Origin of the sequence: Reinekea sp. (assembly GCF_046710285.1) — a bacterium.
In the GTDB taxonomy this organism is placed as follows: domain Bacteria; phylum Pseudomonadota; class Gammaproteobacteria; order Pseudomonadales; family Natronospirillaceae; genus Reinekea.
Window position 1 is genome coordinate 1 of record NZ_JBKEGY010000013.1, and the last position, 22,825, is coordinate 22,825.

The 22,825-nt window shown below is 43.1% G+C and carries 18 protein-coding genes; 2 read left to right on the top strand and 16 right to left on the bottom strand.

What is annotated here, in order from left to right:
• Positions 1-69: 69 nt before the first annotated feature.
• The gene (gene rrtA, locus ACI882_RS10360) at positions 70-657 is read right to left on the bottom strand and encodes a rhombosortase (protein ID WP_411745118.1); all 588 of its coding nucleotides are present in this window, start codon (positions 655-657) and stop codon (positions 70-72) included.
• A 307-nt stretch (positions 658-964) separates the two neighbouring features.
• Between rrtA and ACI882_RS10365 the strand changes: the two genes are divergently transcribed.
• Together ACI882_RS10365 and ACI882_RS10370 are read left to right on the top strand one after the other, a co-directional pair.
• Positions 965-1,861, top strand: coding sequence for a recombination-associated protein RdgC (locus ACI882_RS10365; RefSeq protein WP_411745119.1), 897 nt, complete (start codon positions 965-967; stop codon positions 1,859-1,861).
• A 70-nt stretch (positions 1,862-1,931) separates the two neighbouring features.
• Positions 1,932-2,675, top strand: a complete 744-nt coding sequence (locus ACI882_RS10370; protein WP_411745120.1) for a hypothetical protein — start codon at positions 1,932-1,934, stop codon at positions 2,673-2,675.
• 33 nt (positions 2,676-2,708) lie between these two features.
• Here the strand turns inward: ACI882_RS10370 and ACI882_RS10375 are convergent, their stop codons facing one another.
• From ACI882_RS10375 to smc, 15 genes are all read right to left on the bottom strand, one after another.
• Positions 2,709-3,239 (bottom strand): DUF3833 domain-containing protein, encoded by a 531-nt coding sequence (locus ACI882_RS10375; RefSeq protein ID WP_411745121.1) that lies wholly within the window; start codon positions 3,237-3,239, stop codon positions 2,709-2,711.
• A complete protein-coding gene (locus ACI882_RS10380) occupies positions 3,232-3,714 on the bottom strand; it encodes a chalcone isomerase family protein (RefSeq protein ID WP_411745122.1) in 483 nt (160 codons plus the stop codon). The genes ACI882_RS10375 and ACI882_RS10380 overlap by 8 nt, the downstream gene beginning before the upstream one ends.
• 5 nt (positions 3,715-3,719) lie before the next feature.
• Complete coding sequence (locus tag ACI882_RS10385) at positions 3,720-4,442, bottom strand: SDR family NAD(P)-dependent oxidoreductase (RefSeq protein WP_411746695.1); 723 nt, start codon at positions 4,440-4,442, stop codon at positions 3,720-3,722.
• Positions 4,443-4,551: 109 nt separating this feature from the next.
• Complete coding sequence (locus ACI882_RS10390; protein WP_411743057.1) at positions 4,552-9,867, bottom strand: DNA repair ATPase; 5,316 nt, start codon at positions 9,865-9,867, stop codon at positions 4,552-4,554.
• A gap of 281 nt (positions 9,868-10,148) precedes the next feature.
• Positions 10,149-12,101, bottom strand: a complete 1,953-nt coding sequence (locus ACI882_RS10395; RefSeq protein WP_411746694.1) for a hypothetical protein — start codon at positions 12,099-12,101, stop codon at positions 10,149-10,151.
• 30 nt (positions 12,102-12,131) lie between these two features.
• Positions 12,132-12,803, bottom strand: a complete 672-nt coding sequence (locus ACI882_RS10400; RefSeq protein WP_411743059.1) for a DUF1449 domain-containing protein — start codon at positions 12,801-12,803, stop codon at positions 12,132-12,134.
• A gap of 13 nt (positions 12,804-12,816) precedes the next feature.
• Complete coding sequence (locus ACI882_RS10405; protein ID WP_411743060.1) at positions 12,817-13,497, bottom strand: PspA/IM30 family protein; 681 nt, start codon at positions 13,495-13,497, stop codon at positions 12,817-12,819.
• A complete protein-coding gene (locus tag ACI882_RS10410) occupies positions 13,498-14,133 on the bottom strand; it encodes a YjfI family protein (protein WP_411743061.1) in 636 nt (211 codons plus the stop codon).
• A 162-nt stretch (positions 14,134-14,295) separates the two neighbouring features.
• A complete protein-coding gene (locus tag ACI882_RS10415; RefSeq protein ID WP_411743062.1) occupies positions 14,296-14,532 on the bottom strand; it encodes a hypothetical protein in 237 nt (78 codons plus the stop codon).
• 179 nt (positions 14,533-14,711) lie between these two features.
• Positions 14,712-15,170 (bottom strand): DUF2489 domain-containing protein, encoded by a 459-nt coding sequence (locus ACI882_RS10420; protein WP_411743063.1) that lies wholly within the window; start codon positions 15,168-15,170, stop codon positions 14,712-14,714.
• Complete coding sequence (locus tag ACI882_RS10425; protein ID WP_411743064.1) at positions 15,163-15,420, bottom strand: YheU family protein; 258 nt, start codon at positions 15,418-15,420, stop codon at positions 15,163-15,165. Before ACI882_RS10425 ends, ACI882_RS10420 begins: the two co-directional genes overlap by 8 nt.
• A gap of 4 nt (positions 15,421-15,424) precedes the next feature.
• Positions 15,425-15,859 (bottom strand): hypothetical protein, encoded by a 435-nt coding sequence (locus tag ACI882_RS10430; protein WP_411743065.1) that lies wholly within the window; start codon positions 15,857-15,859, stop codon positions 15,425-15,427.
• A gap of 115 nt (positions 15,860-15,974) precedes the next feature.
• A complete protein-coding gene (gene ligA, locus ACI882_RS10435) occupies positions 15,975-17,999 on the bottom strand; it encodes an NAD-dependent DNA ligase LigA (RefSeq protein WP_411743066.1) in 2,025 nt (674 codons plus the stop codon).
• Positions 18,000-18,011: 12 nt separating this feature from the next.
• Positions 18,012-19,199, bottom strand: coding sequence for a cell division protein ZipA (gene zipA, locus ACI882_RS10440; RefSeq protein WP_411743067.1), 1,188 nt, complete (start codon positions 19,197-19,199; stop codon positions 18,012-18,014).
• 17 nt (positions 19,200-19,216) lie between these two features.
• Positions 19,217-22,720 (bottom strand): chromosome segregation protein SMC, encoded by a 3,504-nt coding sequence (gene smc / locus ACI882_RS10445; RefSeq protein ID WP_411743068.1) that lies wholly within the window; start codon positions 22,718-22,720, stop codon positions 19,217-19,219.
• Between the last annotated feature and the right edge of the window lie 105 nt (positions 22,721-22,825).

Below are 22,825 nucleotides of genomic sequence, written 5' to 3' on the forward strand. Positions count from 1 at the left end.
ATACCTTGGAGGTTGATAGAGTGCAGTTAACTCGCAACTTAGGGATTATTTCACACCGTAAGCGCACGCCTAGTCGCGGGGTTCGCCATTTAATGGAAATCGCTGAATCAGCCAGTAAGCAAAATAAGTAATAAGACCACTGCCTAGCCCCCAAACATGGGATTCATGGGCTATCTCGCTACCAATCCATTGCGACAACCAAGCTTCTTTAAACCAAGGTAAGGAACTATTCTCAATTATCACTTTTGCGATAATGATAGCCAACACTGCAATTTTGATGCGTGAACCATAAAAAGGCGAACGCGCAATAGACCAAAACAACAAGCCATACAGCACTCCTGACAACCCAACATAAGCTTGATAACTTGAAAGCCACAAACACAGACTACTTAATAGCCAGATACTGGTAAAGGCCAGCCAGTCTTCTCGGGATAATTGCTTAGGCAAGACAATCGCCATGACGATCAAGCCCCAAAGATTAACCAACCAATGCTCTACATTTGCTTGTACCAGCCACGCAGTAAACGCCCGCCATAGCTGGCCCTCACTCACCTGTGCCGCATTAAAATAAAGTATTTCGTAAAACGGCTGATTTGTTGCGAGTAACGTCAATGCCGCAAACGATGCAAGGAATAGATAAGTTGAATGTCTTAACATATACGCCGCATATTGCCTCTGTGGATGATTTGAAGGCAGATAGAGAAACGCTAACTGCTATTAGTGCCACGATACCTGCTTTTGGGTTCCGGTGTAAATTTAAGCCGTTCATAACAACTCGCTGCGCTCAAACAGTCATTCACTTTTAAATTCACCCCCTCACCCACGCATGCACCTAATACGTCAAGGTCTCCGCTTTTTGAATTAAACCCGTCGCCCGCAGCTCGTAGCCCAAAACCGATTTTAAGATGCAAATCCTCCAATTTCCAGTAACATACACCCTCTATTTACTCGGTCTGAGACATCTATGTGGTTTAAAAATATACAAGTTTATCGTTTCACTGAATCTTTCAATTTAACAGTCGATCAATTAGACGATGCATTGGCTAAAAAGCCTTTCAATCCGCTCAGCCAAATGCAGGAAACCAGCTTTGGTTGGGTGCCGCCTTATAAAGACAGCGAGCTTTACGCTGAGCCTGTGGGCGGCCGATTCTTTTTTAGCGCGCAAATTCAGGAGAAAGTCTTGCCCGCCAGCGTACTTAATGAGCAACTTAACGAAAAACTGGATGCCATTGAAGAAGCGGAAGGTCGTCGTCCAGGCAAAAAAGAGCGTGAGCAACTGAAAGAAGACCTCCGTGCTATTTTATTACCAAGGGCATTCCACAAAACGAAGCGCATTAGCGCTTGGATTGACGCTAAAAATAAGTGGTTGGTGGTAAACTCCGCTAGCGAGAAGACAGCCGATGATTTTACGGCTAATTTACGTGAAGCGCTTGGTACACTGCTTGTCACGCCTTTAGGTAAAAGTACCTCCGGTGCCGATTTATTAACTGGCTGGTTTTTAGATTTAGACAACCGTCCTAGTGGCATAGAGTTAGAAGCTGAACTCGAACTGGCCATGGCCGCCGACTCGACTGTAAAAGCTCGCTATAAAAATCTAGACTTAGAAGCCCCTGAAATAAAGCATTCACTCGATGCCGGTATGCGTATTATACAAATGGCAGTTGCTTTTGATGATCAATTCCAGTTTGTCATAAATGAGAAGTTTCAGATGAAGCGGTTAAAGTTTCAAGAAAAGCTGGTGGACCAGGCTGGTGACTCTGACGATCCTCGAACCGATACTCTGATAATGTCAGATACCCTAACTCAATGGCTATTAGAACTAGAAAAACAATTAGCTGAAGGCGAACAAGCGGTTGTATAGTTATAGATGACTTGGTAATTTGGTTAATTTACAGCCATACTGTCAAAAACATACCAAATGAGAGCGCATCTTGAACTACAACGATCTATTGAAATGGACATCAGTAATCGCCACCTTAGCGAAAAAGCCCGCTTTATTCGGAGGCATTGCTATATTAGGGTTGACCGTTGCACTCAACCCTAGCTTTGCTAATGATTCAGTAGTGATCGAAACCCTAGCGATTGATGGTGAATTGTTAGAGCTTGATGACTTAGAAGACCTTGGCCTCGAAGCCGACCCTGATCAAGCCGATGAAGAAAGCCAACTTCCCGTACCCGACATACCTGAAGCTGCACTCCCAGCTATATTTAAGATAGATGCAGACGCCCAAAGCTCAACTGAGTATTCAACTGCAGAATCCAACGAAACAGCTACCGATCCCAATGTAAAAGTTAACTTGGTTGAAATTAACGAATTCTACTACTTGCTTGAATACGATGAAGGTTCCGGTACTTATCTGCGTTCATTAACTCAAGAAGCCAAACCGGGCGACCTCATAGAAATTGAAATTATCGCAACCAACCTAAGTGATGAGATAGTAGAAGAAGTAGAGATGGTCAATACCATCCCAACGGGTCCTGTCTCATTCATACCTGATTCTGTAAAGCTTGATTCAAAGCGGGGTTTCTACAGAATATCCTCTACTGGGCAAACATTTTTCTCGCCTGAAACCGAGATCGCCGCAGCTGATATTAATTTTATAAAATGGCAAATTTTTGCATTAGGTATAAGTGATACACTCACACTTTCTTACCAAATTAAGATTTCACCGTAAACTATTGAAAAATAACTGCAGCGATATGTGCGCTTATTTTTTCTCGATCACTAAGGTGATCTCTCCCACAACAAAACCAAATTTTTTCATTTCAGCTCTATTGATTAGACGTTTTTCATCGACTAAATACATCCAGTCATTGAGCTTGAATTTCCATATTTTTCCATCAATGGGTACATCAAGAACATAACCCCATTGAAACGCAAAGCCGCTGGTTTGCCCAATCGCATCGACAGTGACATCGGCGGCGGTTCCTGTATATCGATTTTGAGCCTCTTTGACTAAGCGCCACACCCTTCGATCGGTTGACCCATCTGCATAGTAAAAGTCTTCTTCTAGAATACCAATGCTGCCTTCCCAATTAGCTATCATTTCGACCGTGAAGCGCTTTTGAACTTTACCGAAACGGTTTTGAACAATACCGTAGGCAAATAACTCGCCATCAAAAAACTCCTCTAAAGCCATACCTGGCTCAGTTTCTTGGTATGACGTGATTTTTGTCGCACAGCTTGAAAAAATCAAAGCTGCGAGCAATACAAACACCCAATTATATTTTCTAGCCATTTTTATCTCCAATGAGTTTCCTTCTCAGCTTACTTTCGCGCGTATTTGGTGATAACCAAATGGCGGTGAAGTTGCTACCAAAGAGCGGGTCCGCAATCGCGCCACGCGCCACCCCGTTGTAATAAAATTTACTCGCTCCTTCGGAGTTAATTGAAATTTTAAGTACATCTTGTTTATTAATAGAGGGCCAAATATCTTTTAACTGTTCAGTCCATTCTGTGCGCCATTGCTTACCCAACTTAACAACTTCTTCTTCACTAATTGAGATAAGCTTATCCCTATCTATTTTCAACTGATAGCGAATGCTTAACTCCAACGGCGAATCAACTTCATAGCGGCCAGTGGGTGTCGCTAACTCAATTTCGTAAATATGGATTCCAAACCACCGCATATCACCCTTTCCTACTAAGGTTTGATCAGCATGTGCAACGTTCAAAAATAGCCAGGATAACAGTAGAAGCCACAGCTTTTTCATACTGACTAAGCTCCCATCTTTACTGCGATTCGATGCCATATAGTATTGGGCAATAAAGACAAAGTTTTAAGAACAGCGTGAAATATAAATGGGAAGTTGATAATTTTTTTACGCTTACCTAAACCAGAACGCATCATTTTGCTCGCTTGCTCAACAGAAATACGACCAGGCATTTTAAAGGTATTTTTATCGGTTAATGGGGTTTCTACAAAACCAGGGCGCACCAAAGACACGTCTATACCGTGCGGCGCTAAATCAATTGCAAGTGTTCTAGTTAAGTAGTCTAAAGCGGCTTTAGAGGCACCGTAAGCCTCTGAACGCGTCAAGGGTAAGAATGTAACCGTTGAGCTGACGACGGCAAGCTGACTGCCCTTATTTAACTTAGGTATTGTTGCAGCCAAGCAGTTACTGGTACCGAGAACATTAGTGTCTATCACACGCTTAAATAGCTTAGCGTCGAAATTCTTGGCGTCGTCTATATATTCACAGGTTCCAGCATTTAAAATAACCAAATCAAAGCTTGAATAACTTTCTAGGGCCGTTTCAACACTGGCCTCATCTAAGGTATCGAATACCACTGTGTCTATGTTTTCAGCCGAGAAATTGACATCTAGCTTGGCCTTATCACGACCACAGGCAATCACCTTCCAACCGTCATTTGCATAATCTTTCGCTAATTGAAGGCCGATTCCAGAGCTGGCACCGGTAATAAGGACTGACTTGGTCATTGCGGTCTCCTGATAATGTCTAATTTACATCTAATACAGTAAACCGCCGCTTTTGGATCAATTTAATTGACTACCAAGTCCTTCTCCTTAAACACATCACTTTATCTTGCTAACCTGTAGTATGTGTCTTTTTATTAACCGTGAGTTCCAAATACCTAATTTGATCGGTGAGCTCTTTGATTCTTTCATGAGTCCGTAAGTCGATATCAAGCTTTTTGTCCATGGTGTGCATAATCGGGAAAATACTCTCCTCAATACTGACGGCCAGTACTTCAAGTATTTTACCTAACCCTTGAACGGGTTCGTTAATCACTTCTACCTTAGGCGCGTTACTATTAATTGCCTTCGCAATTTTGTCAAAACTGCTAACAAGTGCGGCGCTAGTATCAGGAATGGCGATATCACTCGGTTTATTTTCTTTGATTGCCGCAATTAGAGCTTTCATAGCCGCTTGTTCAAAATTACTCTGCTCGCTTCCCGATTTAGACAGCGCGCTTAGCCCAGTGACCATATCTGCCAGTTGGGCCACAACCTTGCCGCCAACGTCCCCCTCATCTCCGCCTATGGCTTTGTTTCGTAAGAAGTCTTTTTTGATTTGCGTCCAACGCTGAGCTTGCTCATCTGTCATGTTTCCACGCAGCTCCGCAAGCTTGAGTAGGTTTGCTTCCGCACCGGTGGTGAGTAGCTGCGCTTCGCCTAGGTAATGATCGGCGATCATCTGCATCATCTCGTCATCATTCATAACGGCAGATATTTTTTCAGTCATCTTATTCATGTTACGGTAACTACCCTGCAACTTGAACGATGGTTCAGTCCGGTATTTATCGTCTTGAGCAGCTGAAGCGATATACTGCTTATTGATTTTAAGCACTACATCTTGGACTACGAACATTTTTTTGAAAATGCCGGTAATCTCTTGTATCTCAGCTCCGCTGTATTGATGAGCTAAATCTGTGGCGGCGATATTCTGGCCTTGCGCCATCTTAATTAGCTTATATATATCATCCATTTCACGAACCGCTAATGGGGCCAGTGCAGGGTTTGAAGTCAATGAGTTTTCCACATAACTCAATGAAAACTGCTCGTCCATACCACCTAAAATATCGCCTAAATTATAGATATCTGCTCGGTTTGCTAACATATCGGGGATCTTAAATGCTTCACCAGATTCGGTGTATGGATTCCCGGCCATGACCACGCAGAATTTTTTACCACGCATGTCGTAGGTTTTAGTTTGCTCCTTCCAAACACCTTCAATTCGACGAGTTCCGTCACACAATGATATAAATTTTTGTAAAAATTCAGGATGGGTATGTTGAATATCATCAAGGTACAACATAACGTTGTTGCCCATTTCCAAACCAAGGTTGAGCTTTTCAAGTTCTTGCTTTGCCGTTGCATTTGGTGCTTGCTGTGGATCAAGTGATAGTACGTCATGGCCTAAGCTTGGGCAGTTTATTTTCATGAAAATAAGACCTAAACGGTTTGCCACATATTCCATTAAGGTGGTTTTACCATAGCCCGGTGGCGATATCATCATCAGTAAACCCATCAGGTCGGTGCGTTTAGTATCACCTACCGTGCCCATTTGTTTAGCTAGGTTGTCACCGATAAGCGGTAAATAAGATTCGTTGATCAGGCGGTTTCGAACAAACGAACTCAAAGGCCGCGCTTTAAACTCATGTAAGCGCAACTTATTTCGTTCAGTCGAAATAATATCTTGCCTAACCTTTAGATAATGGTGATACGTCGGCACCACAACCTCGCGATGGTGTTGCGTACGCTGTAAAAAACTATCTAAACTAAACGACAACGCTCGATCTTGGATTCGCTCATGTTCACCCATTAAACCTTGCACAGTAATTTCGACATCCGCCTCTATAGCTCGACGCTCAACACGAGTAGGCACAATAAGCAATGCAATTGCTTCGGGAATATAGCGACTCAATGATTGTAGATTTCTATTGCTAATCAGCGCACTCAACCAAGCCTCAGATAAACGCCATTGAGCGTTTGGACTGGAATCTAAATTGACTAATGCCTCTTGAAACTTATTCCAGCTCTCATGATTAACCGAACGCTGTAGCTCTTCCACCAATTCTGTCGCGTATTGGCTGGTTATGAAGGCTAGTTGGTCTTTTGCCAGCTCTTCAACTAAATAATTTGCAGCACGTTTTAATGTTAGCTCCTCTATAGCCATGCCATGCTCAGTGGCAAACAGAATCAACCCTTGTGTGATATCAACGCATAGCAGTTTGGTCGCTTCAAAACTCCCTAAAGCCTCACTTAACTGCAATGCAGACTGTGCGCGTTCCATCCAACCTTTAGTATCAACACAAGATGTTTTAGTTTGCTGCTTTGCCCAGAAAACCTGTGCTAGACCTCGACTATGAGGATCAAAACGAAGTAGCTCAGCTTGGTCAAGCACGGGTACCAATGCTGTTAATATCTTAACGGCATCAAAATCATGAACACCTTTTTGATAACCTTCTTTGTAGCGAGGACTCGCGAACTCTTTGACAATTTTACTGAGCTCAGTCTCATCTTTAACGGCTACCTGAAGTATTTGTTTAGTTAGGCCGTTAGTTTCTTGCTCAGACGCTGCTAAAACCAAAGCAGCCAAATACTCTGATCGGTATATATCACTCGATTCAGATTCTAGTGACATATCCCAATAGTCTTTTAAAGAGATAAGCCTTTCGTTTTCAATAAGCTCAAAAAAATCTGTGCCGGTAAGATGTATATTGAGATCACCGTCGCGTGGAATAATGGTTAAATCGAGTTCTTGGGTGTTGACCGAAAACTTATGTCGAGGACCTAGCTTAATGACCTTACCGCCGTCTTCGAAAATATCCGATTTATCTCGCAAAGATCTAAACGCTTGCTCTCTTATTGATTTAGCGCGTGATTCAATGTCGTCGGCTTTCACTGCAGCATCCAGCTCACGCAAACTTCCAACTAAATCACGTATTTTCATAACCAAGGCATCGGTTGCGAAGTAGGTGTTTAGTTCATCGTCCTCTGTAAACTTAAGCGAACGCTTTTCGATTGAAGTTAACATCCGACTGCCAGCATCCGTCAGGCTTTGAGCTTTACGCTGACGCGCATCTAATAGTTGTTGCTTATGACTTTCAAAAGATTCATATATTTCCTCTCGTTTATCCATAATATCAGTGAGGAATTGATCGTATTCTGAGAATTGACTTTCGAGCTCCTCAAGTTGGACTAATAATCTAGACAGTTGTTCATCGCATTTTTCAGGTGTGGTAGATAAACCCAATGCATTAACAATACTTTGTGAAAATAGTTTAAATTGTGCACCAAATTGCGCTATGGCTTCAGATGAACCTAAACCCTTTTTCTTATGGTTGGCGTTAGCTTTGCTCTGGTTAAGCTTTGAGTAGACATTCGATATCGCATCAATAATTTGCGTGCGTACTGTTGCGTCCGTAACCTTGAGCGTATTCATTAACTCAGTAAGCAAATCTAAGCCAGCTGCGGTTGTTTCAATATTGTCAATAATTGGCGTTAGTTCGGCAATGGTTTCTGCCTGCTCAACCTTGCTATCTATCCCAATAATTTTTTCAAAATATGGATCAAGTGCCTGCTCGCTGGATAAAAATGCAACCGTTTGCTCCGACAAGCTTGCGTTGACCTTTTGCAGCTCATTATCTAGAGCATCTATGCGTGTAAGATCCATGTATCTATAGTCACGAATCGTAATGAGGTGTCCACGCTGGTGGCGCAATTGACTTAAGGCACTGACATACTCTTCAGCGGTTTGCCAAGAGTCAGGCCGAACCCGTAGTATCAATTCTTTTTGTACTTGCTCTGCCTCTTGCATTGCCTTTTTGGATTGGGCCTGTATTGATTGAACTTTTTCAAATTCATCAATCACCATCTCAGAGGTTGTCGCTACTTGTTGCAGTAAATTCGAAAGAGTTTCTGTTTCTGGTGCATTCAACCAATAATGGTCATCGAATGCTCGCTTAGACGCTTTAGCAAGCTCTTCGTATAGCAACGAGGAAACCGTTTGGCTATCAATGCTGCGGCATATACTGAAAATATCTGAAATACCGCGTACTAGCTCTGCATTGCCAATTTTCCCGTAAAATGACTGACTTTGGGGCTGTGCACTGGCAAATTCAGCACTCACATAGGGTGTTTGCCAAACTTGCATTGGATGTACACGAGTAGCTTCATTTACCGCAGAAAAAATGACGAGCTGGCCATTTTCCGCTAATGCATAACCATGGCCAAAAATGGGGTTTTGCAGTTGCTTATTAATTAGGTTATAACCGAATAAGCCAACAAGACCCTCGTCTGGTTCGTAAAAAGCATATAAAACATCTTCGCCATTCGGAGACCGGATGGCACGTTGAAACTTAAGTCCAGTCACATTTTCTTCAAAGCGCTTGTATTCACCATTTTGTAAATACAAACCACCTGGGAATATCAAACCGTGGTCTTCTGGTAGTTGCACACAAGATTCGCCTATGGCGTCTATGCGCATCACAGCTTCAGTTAGCGTGTTATATATTAAATAGCGGGTAGTGGTTTCTTTGTAGGGTAATACTTTCAATAAAATCAGATTCCCTACTTTCGCATAGCCTATTTTACAATCATCTAAAGACTGAGTTTCATCATCGACCGGCTCGCTGTATATCCCTAAACCATTGTCAGTATTGTTTTCAATCTTAATTGTTAAATCGCCACCTATGGTTTCAACAAATACGGTATCGAGTATACTAATATGCGGATGGCGACCATTTACAATATCGTCTCTCGTCGCATCTATCCATTCAAAATCATAATCTGGTGGTGGCTGTAGATCTCGTTCACCACGATTGTCAATGTATTTAACCGTCTTACCATCAGAAGACACTGACCAACGAAAAACACGAATATCTGACAATTTTTCACCAATCTGAAAGCCCGCGAGTAATTTACCGTCTTTCACGGCTAGCTGAATCAACTTGGTGTTTTTGTAATAACGATACAACTCACTAAAGTCGTTAACGAAGCTGGTTTCTTTCAAGAAATGATTGTTGTGCTCTACTTCCTTTAGTTCGACCCCGGCATCGGATTTTTTAATATCGAATAAGGCGAAAACATCTTCGACCTTGGTTTCTTTTTTAAGGCCAATAAACACGTTATAGCCAAATAGCAAATGTTCACCAACTTGTACAATATCTCGCGCTATGCAGTTATTTTCAGTCCGAACTCTAGTTCGTCCAATAACGGCCATATCTGCACTGCCAAACTCCTCTAGCCTTGTTGAATTAAGTACTTGAGTATGGCTGTACAACTGCTTCCCTTGCTCAGCTAAACGCTTACTAATGACTTCGTAAGCACCACCTTCGGCAACAGCGCTATCAACGGCTTGGTCGCTTGCGTTTGGTTGAGTGCTGTTTGGCTGTGTCATTGTTTTATCCTTAAAAATGCTTGGTTATTTAAAGCGTTTAATTTGTAAATTCGGGCTGACGGTTTAGATTTTAAAAATAAGGGTGGCAAACACCCTGCTATCCCTTAAATATCTAACAGTTTACACGGGGTTCAGCGGCCCACTGCTTGAAATTTCGGTCGCCATAAACCCGTCCATGGGGCTTGATTGAAACATCCATGTTTCAAACACCCGAATTCCAAGCAATGGGCCGCTTCTAAACTATGGGACAGCAATGGGTGTCACACACCCCTTCTTTCACTTTAGGCTTCTTCTGTATCTTTTTCTGGAGCGCTTGGTGGTGTAGGATTCGGCTGCATCATTTTACTAACTAAGCCCTGTATCACGTTACTTTTTCCAGCTAAACCATCAACCGCTTTTCCAATAGAAAGTGACTTAGCAAAGTTATCAAAGAAATGTTCTTCACCGCCGACGATATCGATCTTCGCTTTTTGCAATGCGATTGCCAGTACTTCTGCATTTTCTTTAGCGATTTCTTTACCTGCCTCCATTGACGCTAGAGCTTCTTTAAGTGCAGTTTCTAGACCCATACGGAATTCTTCATGATCTCTTGCTTTATCACTCATTGAATTCATCGCTTCGAACTTATCGACTAGGCCTTCTGCTTCTGCCTTGAATTGCAATCGAGTGACATCGGCACCTGCAGTACCTGTGCCTAGTAAAGCATCTGCTTCGGCAATACCTTTCGCGCGAATAACATTCGCCTCGGCTGTGCCTTCATTCTCTAATGACTGAGCTTTAGCGTTCATTACGTTGGCTTCTGCTATGCCTTCTTTTTCAAGAGCAACTGCTTTGGCTTCTTGTACTTTGGCTTCTGCTAGGCCTGAGGCAGCTTCTTCAGCTTGAATACCTTCAGCCATTTTCTTTTTGCCATCTGCTTCTTTAGCTGCAGCTTCTAAATCTGCTTGAGCAAGTACGGTAATTTCTATCGACTTATGCTTCGCAGATAGCTCATCGGCTTCTGCAGCTTTAACCTGCTTAACCTTTAGCTCTTCAGCAGTGGCTTCCGCTGCTAATACTTGAGTCTGCTTTGCTCGATCGGCCTCAGAAACTTCACGAACTTCTTTTATGCGCTCTTCTTCGATGGCAACGGTTTTGTCAACCGCAACGCGCTCACGTATAACGTTGGCAATTTCTTTCTTTTCTACTTCAATGGCTTTTTCTGCTTCGATACGCTGCAATTCTACTTCACGCTCACGAGAGACTATTTCTAGATCTCGCGCTCGGGTTACTTTTTCTTGCTCAATTGCAACGGCACGTAAACGGTTTTGCTCGGCAACTTCCATTTCACGCTTTTGATTTTCTGTCTGTACGGCTAATTCTTGATCTGTGACAATCGTTGACTGATCTGCCTTTAAGCGTTCTTCTTCTTGAACTCTCTTCGTTTCTGCTTCTTCACGAGCAATGATGGTTTGAATTTCGCGCTTTTGCTTAGCTTCGGCATCAGATTGTTGACGCTCAAGCTCCAACATGGCTTCAACGGTTTCAACATTCTTCTTTTTAATTGCCAACTCTTCATCACGTTCGAAGTTATTGGTTTGAATGTTTTGTGTAGCAGTCAGCTCGGTAATCTTTCGAATACCTTCAGCATCCAAAATATTAGAAGGATCTAATGACGATTTAGGCGTTTGTTCTAGATAGTCAATAGCGACATCTTCTAATACATAGCCGTTTAAATCATCACCAATAACTTCGATGATTTTTTCACGAAATTTCTGGCGATTTTCAAATAAGTTTACAAATTCTATTTGTTTACCTACCGTTTTTAACGCTTCCGAAAACTTGGCATTAAATAGTAAGTTAACTGATGTTTTGTCTGACGCTCTATCTGCTCCAATAGATTTAGCAACTTTAAGTACATCTTCTGAGGTTTCGTTTACTCGTAAATAAAACGCTACCGTAATATCTGCACGCATGTTGTCGGCACAAATTAGGCCATCTTTACCACGTCTATCTACTTCCATGGTAATCAAGGAGATGCGCATTAATTCCTTTTTGTAAATAACCGGAATAACAAAACCGCCGGTGAATTTCACCTTTGGCGTCGCTGAAAGATCGTTGACAATTAACGCAACACCCTGCTCGACCTTGACATAAAATGCTTTAAAAAAAGCAGCAAGGCCAAACACGCCAATAAAAATCGCACCAACAACCACAACCCACGGGGCGTTTTGCGCTAAATTTGCTAAATCCATAATGGTCTCTCCATATCCAACATCCTTAGTTTATGAGTTGCCAAGAAACTCGTTTTCTGACATAACTCGGTAAATATTTTTGTCTTTAATGTATTCAAAAGCGACCACACGGTCGCCCTTTTTGAATTTGTTGTCTCCACTAGCCCGAACTTTAAGTACAAGCCCTGCACCACCATCATTTAGACGCGCCTCACCGAAGGCTGCATCGGCACGTAACGTGCGTACAACTAAAGTTTGGCCCAGTATTTTTGTGCTGCTATTTGCCAAGGAATCTCCAAACAGTTTTCGAATGGGCTTAATTACCTGAGCAGTTACTAATACTGAAATAAAAAGGGAACCCAGAAACACACACCCGCCCAATAAAAACTCAATAAAACCAGAGGTATAGGGGGTTAAAATGTAGAAGTCCGCATAGTAGCTGATGAGCCAGCCAAACATAGAGACTAAAGTCAATACTAGAGTAACAGGCACTCCATTTAATCCAAATTTCAGAAACAACCCTGCTAAAACATTGACGGTTTCAATATTTCCATCGATTTCTGGTAAGCCGAAATCTAAAAATCCGATATCGACCCAGCCCAATACGGCGACAATCCAATAAAGCAGCATAAGGGCAAAGACGACCGTAAATATAACTGTAGGGAAAGACGAAATATTTTGATAAAAAGGATCCATTTCCTTCATAAATAACACTGCAAACATGATGATTCCTTATTTATTTTTTTAGTCTATTCAATACGTCATTTGCATCTTTTGAACCGGTTTTGATGCCCGCTTTTTCAAGCTTTTCTAACAGAGCATCTTTGCGCGCATTTCCATCTGTTGCTTTGACGGCTTCAAAGCGAGCTGCTTTCATAGACTGACGTTCTTTTAGTCGTTCTAACGATTCCTGCGCCGTTTGAAGCCTTTTATTTGAGCCTGAATGCCTAGCCGCAACTGCAGCCTGAGCACGCTGTACGCTCTCCGTCGCTTTTATAGTATTAACTTGTTGTTTTAAGCGTTTTAAGTTCAGTTCCGCTTGTTTAATAATACGCTGTAGTTCTTTTAGTGATTGCTGATAAGCATCACGAATACTCGTCTCTTGTACCTTATCGGCCTCTAAACTGACAATTTTTTCCGCTACTTCTAAAGCAAGGTCTTCATCACCTTTCTCTAACGCTTTTAGCGCATAGTTTTCATGCTCATTGATTGCACTAGCGACGGCCTCAACTTGTTCATTTGCAAGGACCTGTTTAGCCATTAACTCTGCTAATGCATCTCTAGATTTCTTTAGTTCAACTGAGGCAACTCGTACTTCATTGTCTAAAATGTCAATCGCATGGGAATCAAGCAGTGTTTCTCCAATTTCATTTTGTTCACCTTTTAACGCACGAATAAGCTGAGCCCAAATATTCATTTATACCTCCTCATTCGTAGCGTGATCAACAAGGTACTCACTGTAAGCTTCCGTTGCTTGCAATACGTTGCTGGCAAGCGTTTCTATTTCAATGAGTACACTATTTAGCATCGATGTATAACTGAGTGCCCCGAACATAAAATAGCAATCACCAAAGTTTTCCGTTGCTTCAAGGCAGATCGCCGAAAGCGGATAGTACTTATGAGTCTTTAAAACGGCTTCATTGAATTCGGCAAGGTTTAGTACATCACTTACCGGCCACAATAGACTTTCGACTAATATTTGCTCACCTGAAACTGACAGGTACATGGGCAAATCACCAAATTCTTTCATTTCTAGCAGTAAAACAGGTTCGATACCTTCAATAAGCTCGACTGCCATGTTTTCATTTTTGACTAGATCGGTGTGGAGTAATGCTTGGAAAAGGCTTTGTGCTGTCCACACGGGTCTGTCTTGCTTCATAGTCATCCTAGTTGAATTCAGTGGCACGTCAGAAGTTACCCTTAGTTGCTTTTCAATTAACAGCAACTGGGCTGTATGCTCGGGTAAGACCCAAACCTCTTTTTTAACTAAGCCTTGCTCTCGCAGGCGCCGACGGTATTCACGTTGATAGTGAGCTGATGTTTTTGTAGTCATGAATTCAAATTATATCGTTACATGTAACGAGTCAATACTTATTACATGTAAGAAGAAAAGTTGTGACTAAAGTCACGTTTGAGTATTTCAGTAGAGGGAAACAGGGTTTACTTTGACGTCAGCCTTCTAGGTTTTAATCAATCTACAGCCATAAAAGCCTAATTATCTGTTAGTTAGGCTCAGCAAGATCATGACATGAATATAAGGAATGAACGCAACGACACCAAAAATAAATATGCCGTATGGCTCCTCAGACCAATGTTCCTTAAACTGATTGCCATAAATCAGTAACGACAAAGCGCCTAGTAAAGTAACTAGCACACCAACATGCGCCATATAAATAAAGATAGCATCTATATTTGCGCCAGTACCCCCTATTAGCTTTATGATTATGTTCATAAGGGAAAAAATACTAAAAACAGAAAGCGCTGAGAGCAATAGAAAAACAGGTCTAGAGTCCCCAAGCAAAAACAACGAGAGCAAAAACAAGATAGCGAGAGGAATTAACTCAATACTGAGTAAAATTCTATTTAAAAGGAGTATTTTTGTCATTAAACTTACCGACCCTAAGCTTATTTTTAGAACTTAGCATCGCGTAACTTCTGAAAACTTTCTTTTAGTTGTGCTTGGTATTCATGCTCAATGTTTTCACGCTGCAAATCTTGCTTCATGCGCTGATTGGCGGGCAGTGCTTTGCGGGCATCATGGGTGTCAAAGTTTTTAACGAGTTGGTATACCGCTTCAATCGCATCATAAGGTTGGCGCTCTTGCTCGCTCAACAACAAACCATCAAGCAACATTTTACTGCGGATGACAGCTTCTGAAGGAGTAAGCTCTTCATTTAAAAAGGTTATTGCTATTACATTTAAGCTTTCTATTAAATAATTGCGTTGCGCTTGCTGTTTTTCAGCACGATGCTGGAGTAATTCAGCACGTTCAGTCTCTACTGCTCTCACTTTTAGTGTCAGTCGAATGGCAATGACGGTGAGAATTGCGATAATCGCTAGCGCACATGAAATAATAATCCAGTTAATCATAGTAACCTTGTGTTTTCTGTTGTTCTGCAAAATAGAGTTCGTAACGTTCTTCATCTAATATATTCAGGGACTGCCCTTCTTCGTCCCAAGTGATAAGCAAATCATTTGTGCTTAACCTTTGCTTTACTTGCTCGATCAGCTGCTCATTGTTATCCATGTCAAATGCCCAAGACTGCTCTTGACGAGATAGCCAATCTTCAATTAGAGCAACAAGTGTGTCAGGTTGTAACTGCTGTGGAGGGATAATCATATTATTAACGGTTCACTCTAAAAGAAACTTCTTGTTCCCATTCACATCGAACACTGAGTTCGTCACTGGGTGCGTGATAGCTGCCCGCACTTTCCCATATAAAAGTATGCTTGCCAGATAATTCTGTTTCAAGGTGAACGGTTGCTGAAACCCAGTACATTTGCTTTAACAGGGCTTCAAATTTCTCCATCCATTCTTCCCAATGGTACTCTACCGCTTGATAAGAGGCGGCAAAATGTATCACCTGAGTTTGGTAAGTACCCTGCTCTAGGTCTTCAGAGGGAAGTGAAAACATACTACTGGTAATGTATGGGAAGCTGTCATATTCATTGAGCTCTAAAATGGCATCACAGTTCGCCAAACGGCTACGAATGAGCAATTGCTGATCATTGGACGGTACATCTTTGATAATACCGTAAACGATTGTCTCTTGATCCATCTGTATCGCCATTTAAGACAGTGTCCTATCTGTTTATGTTAGGTTGCTAGGCAGTATACCTAAACCGCTAAAAAAACGCGTGCGCTGCTTCGCAGGTTGTTATTTAGCAGGAAGTTTAATCCTGCCACAAACCCTGTTCGGCTAGCCATTTAATAAACTCAGCCTCATCCATAACCGGAATATCTAATTCGGATGCTTTTTTAAGCTTACTGCCTGCTCCAGGTCCAGCGACGACTTGCGTCGTTTTCGCAGAGACACTTCCTGCTACTTTGGCGCCTAAACGCAATAAATAGTCTTTCGCTTCATCACGACTCATGGCAGATATTTTGCCTGTCACGACCCAGGTTTGCCCAGCCAGTGGAAGTTCCTGTTCTGACGCTTCGACATCATCCCAGTGCACACCTAGAGCAATGAGCCGAGCAACTTCCATTCGGTTTTGCTCTTCAGCAAAGTAATTTACTACATGGGCCGCAACTTTAGGGCCGACGTCATCTATTTCAAGTAGTTGCTCTGTGGTTGCCGACATTATGGCTTCAATCGTCTTAAAACTACTGGCGAGATTACGCGCAGTTGTTTCGCCCACTTCGCGAATACCCAGGGCAAACAAAAATTTAGCTAGAGTGGTATTTTTACTGACTTCAATCGCATTTATAACATTTTGTGCAGACTTTTCACCCATGCGGTCTAGCTCTGCCAGTGTCTCTACCTTCAATTCAAAAAGGTCGCTGGCGGAATGCACTTGCTGGGTTGCTAGCAATGCATCAATTAGCTTTACTCCAAAGCCGTCTATATCCATCGCTTTGCGTGAAACAAAATGCTTCAACCCTTCTCGTCGCTGAGCACCACAAAATAACCCACCCGTACAACGCGCTACAGCCTCGCCTTCTACACGCTCTATTGAAGACTCACAAATTGGACACTCTACCGGCAATTCAATGGGCTTTGCGTTATCAGGTCGTTCGGCAAGCACCGCTTGCACCACCTGTGGAATGACATCACCTGCTCGGCGAATGATAACCGTATCGCCAATTCGCACATCGAGGCGCTCAATTTCATCCATATTATGCAAGGTAGCATTACTGACGGTGACCCCCCCAACAAATACAGGTTCTAACCGCGCGACGGGTGTTATTGCACCGGTTCGTCCTACTTGAAATTCGACATCAAGCAATGTTGTCATTTCTTCTTGGGCTGGAAACTTACGGGCAATCGCCCAGCGCGGAGCACGCGAGACGAACCCAAGGCGCTGCTGCAGACCAAAGTCATTTACTTTGAATACAATACCATCAATATCGTAGGCTAGTTCATTGCGCTTTTGCTCTAAGGTCCTGTAATAATCATTTATGCCCTCAACACCGGTAACAACCGCCATTTCTGCATTGATTTTCAAACCCCATTGGCCGAACTGAGTCATTAATTCGGCTTGAGTTGAAGGTAATTCGCCACCTTCAAAAAAACCCACCGAGTAGCAGCACATTTCTAATGGCCGCTTGGCTGTAAGTCTTGGGTCCAGTTGACGCAAACTGCCAGAGGCGGCATTACGAGGATTTACAAAGGTTTTTTCGCCTTGCGCGCGGGCATTTTCATTGAGTTGTTCGAAGCCTTTTTTAGGCATATATATTTCGCCGCGTACTTCGAGCACTGCGGGTATGTTGTCGCCTTTAAGTGCCAACGGAATACTTCGAATGGTACGTACATTAGCGGTAATATCTTCACCCGTTGACCCATCACCACGAGTTGCCCCACGGACCAACAGACCGTTTTCATATAGCAAACTAACGGCGATACCATCTAGCTTTGGCTCGCAGGCAAATTCAATGTCATCAATGGAATTTAATCGATCTTGCAAACGTTTCACAAAGCTTGCCATGTCGTCGTCGTTAAAGGCGTTGTCTAAAGACAGCATAGGTACACGATGCCCGACACTCTTAAATGAAGACTCTGCCTGACCGGCAACTCGTTGTGTCGGCGAGCTTGGGGTTACCCAGTGCGGATTATCGGTTTCAAGTTGTCGTAACTCAGCCATAAGACGATCGTAATGCGCGTCGGGTACCGATGATTGATTACTGACGTAATACTCGTGATCGAGTTGCGTTATTTTGGCAATCAACTCTTGATAATTCTGTTCGGCTGCGTTCATCTTAAACTCTTATCAAGAAGGTATTAGTTGTTTACGGGCAAAAGCACGCAACTTCTCACGGTAATACTCAACGACTTGTGGCGTAACCGTGCTGTGCTCTTCATCGAGTAAGTTTGTGTTTAAGTTAGCGGCCATGAATCGTGCCATTTCTATCATGTGCTCGAATGATTCCATTGCATCTGCGGTACAAGGCAACTGCAAGAATAACGTCACGCCTGGTGTATTTACATCAGCCATTGCATCGGGGTTAAATGTTCCTGGGCGTACACAGTTTGCTAATGAAAATTCAGTTTTGCCTTGCGGGTTTCGGTAATGAAATATATCCATCGGTCCATGACGTAAGCCAGCATGAACGAGCAGCTCTAACAGAGCACGACCATTAATTTCGCCACCCTCTTTGGCCATTAAATGCACCACAATAAGATCTTCAACTGGCAGTGGATCCTCAGCTAGTTTTGCTGGCTCTTTTTCTTTTGGGCTCGACTCAAATTCTTCTTCATCGGAACTCTGCTTTGCATCTACGACTTCGCTAGCGTATTCGTCATCAGTGTCAGCGGAGTTTTCTTGTTCCTGCTCATTGGACTCTGGAATGTCATCCGTTTGTTTTTCATCTTCGTAATCAGAACCTGAAAAATCAGAGCTAAACGGCACATCTTCTTTAGAACTCTCAGGCTCGTCATCCAGCGCGCCAAAAGTCGGCTCTATATGAACTTTTTCTTCATAAACAGTTGGGTCAGATTTAACCTCAGATATTGGCTCTGCTTCCGGCGCAGGAGCAACTTCTGGCTGTTCAGGCGCACTGGTGAAATCCATTTCTGATTGAACTACTGCCTCTGCTTCATCGTCTTTCTTTGAAGTGTTATCCGACTCCTTCTCTAAGCGCTCGGCATCGGTTTCTTCACCTTCGACTACCACACGCTCCATTAACATTGGGACACGCTCGCGTAGGTTTAAATTGAACTTAGAGCTAACTTTTTGCTTTTCTTCTTCGGTCATCTCTCGAATTCGTGCACCGCCATTTGGCAGTTCGCGAGCGATTTGTGCCTTCCTTGCAGCCTCTTCAGGATCTTCCCAATCGTCTTCTGGTTCGACCTTCACTTTTGGCTTTCTAGGTTTTGATTTCATGCGCCGAAAACCATCCCATAAAATAATGAGAATTGCGACGAGTCCAAACCAAACAATAATTTCGCGAAATTCCATATAGTCGCCCCTATAAATTACAACGCAGCCAATTCTGCGGCTTCTTCCACGTTTACGGTTACTAAGCGTGAAACACCTGGCTCATTCATGGTAACACCCATCAACTGATGCGCCATTTCCATTGCGCCTTTGTTATGAGTGATATAAATAAATTGTACGTGCTCTGACATAGCTTCTACTAATTTTGCATATCGGCCAACGTTTGCGTCGTCTAATGGTGCATCAACTTCATCTAACATACAAAATGGTGCCGGATTCAGCCTGAAAATTGAGAAGACTAAGGCAATGGCTGTCAGTGCTTTTTCACCACCGGATAACAGATGGATAGTACTGTTTTTCTTACCTGGAGGCCGCGCCATAATGCTCACACCGGTGTCGAGTAAATCTTCACTGGTGAGCTCAAGATAGGCGTGACCGCCGCCAAACACTTTCGGAAACAATTCTTGTAAACCGGTATTTACTCGATCAAAGGTTTCTTTAAATCGTGTTCGTGTTTCTTTGTCAATTTTACGAATTGCATTGTCGAGTACTTCAAGCGCTCGTTCAAGGTCATCGTTTTGTTCATCTAAATAACGCTTACGCTCTGATTGCGTTTGATACTCTTCAATGGCAGCTAAGTTGATTGGGCCCAAACGTTGAATGCGCATGGCTAACCGCTCTAACGCTTCTGTCCATTCGTTTTCATTGGCCTCTTCTGGCATGGTTTCCAATACAGTATCTAGATCAAATTGTTGCTCAACTAATTGTTCCTGTAAGGTCGCTCTACGGGTCATAATTGATTGTGCAGCCATACGATTTTGCTCTAGGTCACTGCGTGTTGCCATAGAATTTTGTTCTAACGTTAATCGCTCCCGTTCAAACTCACGCATTTTAGCATCGGCGCTCTCCACTAAAGCGCGTTTTTCGGCTAGTGTTTCTTCGATAATCATACGGCGCTCTAGCCGGTCTTCTAATTCAATTTTTACATCATCGGAAGGTTCGTCCCGCTCGCCTAGTTTTTCTTTAAGCTTTTCGAGGCGTTCAGTCGCTCTTAACTTTTGCGCTTGGGCACGTTCAAATGCTGTCTGGAAAGAATCGACCTCTGCTTGTAACTGCTGACGCTTAAGTTGCAACTGATGCTGTTGCTCACGTAACAGACGTACCTGATCACGTAGCTCGTCAATGTCAATGCGTAACTCTTCGCGCTCACCAAGCAAAGCTTCACGCTCATCAACATCATCTTCCATGGCGTCTAATGACTGCTGTAGCTCTTCGCGATTAATCGTTATGGTTTCACGCTCTTCGGTCATTAAAGCTTCGACTTCACTGATATCGTTTTCTAAACGTGTGCGTCGCTCTTTTAGTTTTTCTGCCTCTACTCGCTTACCACTTAATTCTGCATTAACTTGAGCAAGTTGCCGGCTAAGCTGCTGGTTTTCAACTTGCAGTTGCTCACGCTCTTCTTCAATAGCTTTTAATTGCAATTGCGCCGAGTCCATACTGACGGATAAATCTTCTTCAGTAATTTCTAATTCATCAATTTCATCGACAAGCACATCCAATTCTTGTTGAAGGCTTAACAAGCCGTGCGCGCTTTCATCGCCACGGCGTAGGCGTACCCAATTGGGTCCTACCCAAACACCATCACGAGTAATACAACTTTCTCCTGGTTTGAGGCTGTCTATCTGCGCTAATGCCTCAACCAATGAATCGACCGTCTTCACACCCGCTAGCCAGCTGTGCAAACTGGTTTTACTGGTTACTTTAGCAAGTAAAGTCCCGGTAACATCACCACTAAACGAGGCAGACTGTCCGGAAATAAGCGTCATTGCACCTTCTTTGAATCGCTCAAGTGGCTCAACCATGCTCTGTAAATCGGCAACAGATATTGCTTGTAATGATTCGCCCAACACCGTTTCTACCGCGCTTTCCCAGCCTGCTTCTACTTGCAGATCATCAGCCAAACGTTTTGCTTCTCGCATTTGATGACTGGCCAACCAGTTTTGAACACCCTCTGATTCATCACCTTTAGAGGCTTTGATTAAGGCTTTTACGGTGGCCTGTCGAGCGAGTTTTTGCTGTAAGTCGTTGCGAGCTGTGTCTAGGCTAGTACGCTTTTGTTCAACCATGTCACGGTGATTTTGCTGGCGCTCTGATAGTTGCTCAAGACGCTGCTCAAACTCTTCGCCTTTCATTTCTAAGGTTTCGCTTTGCTCCATAAGCATGGCGAGATTTTCAGCTTCAGGGTTGTCTGCTATTTCTTGTAATTCAGCATGCAATGTTTCTTGGCGCCGATGGTGCTGTTCAATCACTTTTTCAAGATGCTGAATGCGCGATTGTGCGACTTCTGCTTGCCGTTTAGGCCCTTGTGCGTTTTGGTTAAAGCCATCCCACTTGCTTTGCCAGCCGCGCTGGCGCTCTTCAAGCGCTTCCAGTTTTTCACTGGCTAGCTCGACTTTTTCAGAGGCGATTTCAATTTCAGGCTCGAGCATTTCGAGAGTTTCGCGTTTTTCTTCTACGCGATCAGTGTCGGTCTCTGCTTCAGTGATGGCTTCTTGAAGCTGGCGTTCAGCTTCTTGGATATCTTGTAAAATTTGCGCACTTTGCTCTTGCTGATGCTGCATTGATTGTTCGAAACGGGCGATTTCATTGCCCAGTTGGTAGAACTGCTCTTGCACTCTATTATAGGCATCAGTAGATTCGTGGTGCTGCTCACGCAAGCTTTCTAGCTCCGCATCAATAAACCGTTGCTGGGCAACAAAGCCTTCGTATTTGGTTTCAAGCTCGGCAATTTTCAGTTCTTGCTCTGAAACTTCGCTATTTAAACGTTGCCATTTAAGCGCAGAAAGCTGTGCTTTGGTTTGGCGTTCTTCAGATTTATAGGCTTTGTACTTTTCAGCCGATTGCGCTTGACGATGAAGGTGCGCCAATTGCCGCTCTAATTCTTCGCGTAAGTCGGTTAAACGTTCTAGGTTTTCACGTGTGCGTCGCATACGGTTTTCTGTTTCACGACGTCGTTCTTTATAACGTGATATTCCGGCCGCTTCTTCGATGTATATACGCAATTCTTCAGGTTTTGACTCGATCAGGCGAGAAATCATGCCCTGCTCAATAATCGCGTAGCTTCTCGGCCCTAAACCTGTACCTAAAAATATGTCGGTTACGTCTTTGCGGCGGCATTTAGTGCCATTGAGGTAATAGCTCGAATCACCATCACGTGTCACTTTACGGCGAATGGATATTTCGTTATAAGCCGCGAACTCACCCCGTAGAGTATGATCAGAGTTATCAAATACCAGCTCTACACTAGCTTGGCTGACAGGTTTGCGTGAGTTACTGCCGTTAAAGATTACGTCGGTTTTAGATTCGCCACGCAGATGTTTGGCATTAGATTCACCCATGACCCATCGAACAGCATCAATGGTATTTGATTTACCACAGCCATTAGGCCCAACAATCGCAGAAAGATTGGTGGGAAAAGGAATTTTGGTCGGGTCTACAAATGATTTAAAACCCGCTAACTTAATGCTTTTCAAGCGCATAGATGACAGTTCTTTAATTTACGCAATAAGTTTAGATTCTATCGTCATTCAGGCTCGGGTGAAACACCTAATCACGGGGTATTTCCCCCTTAAATTCAACGACTT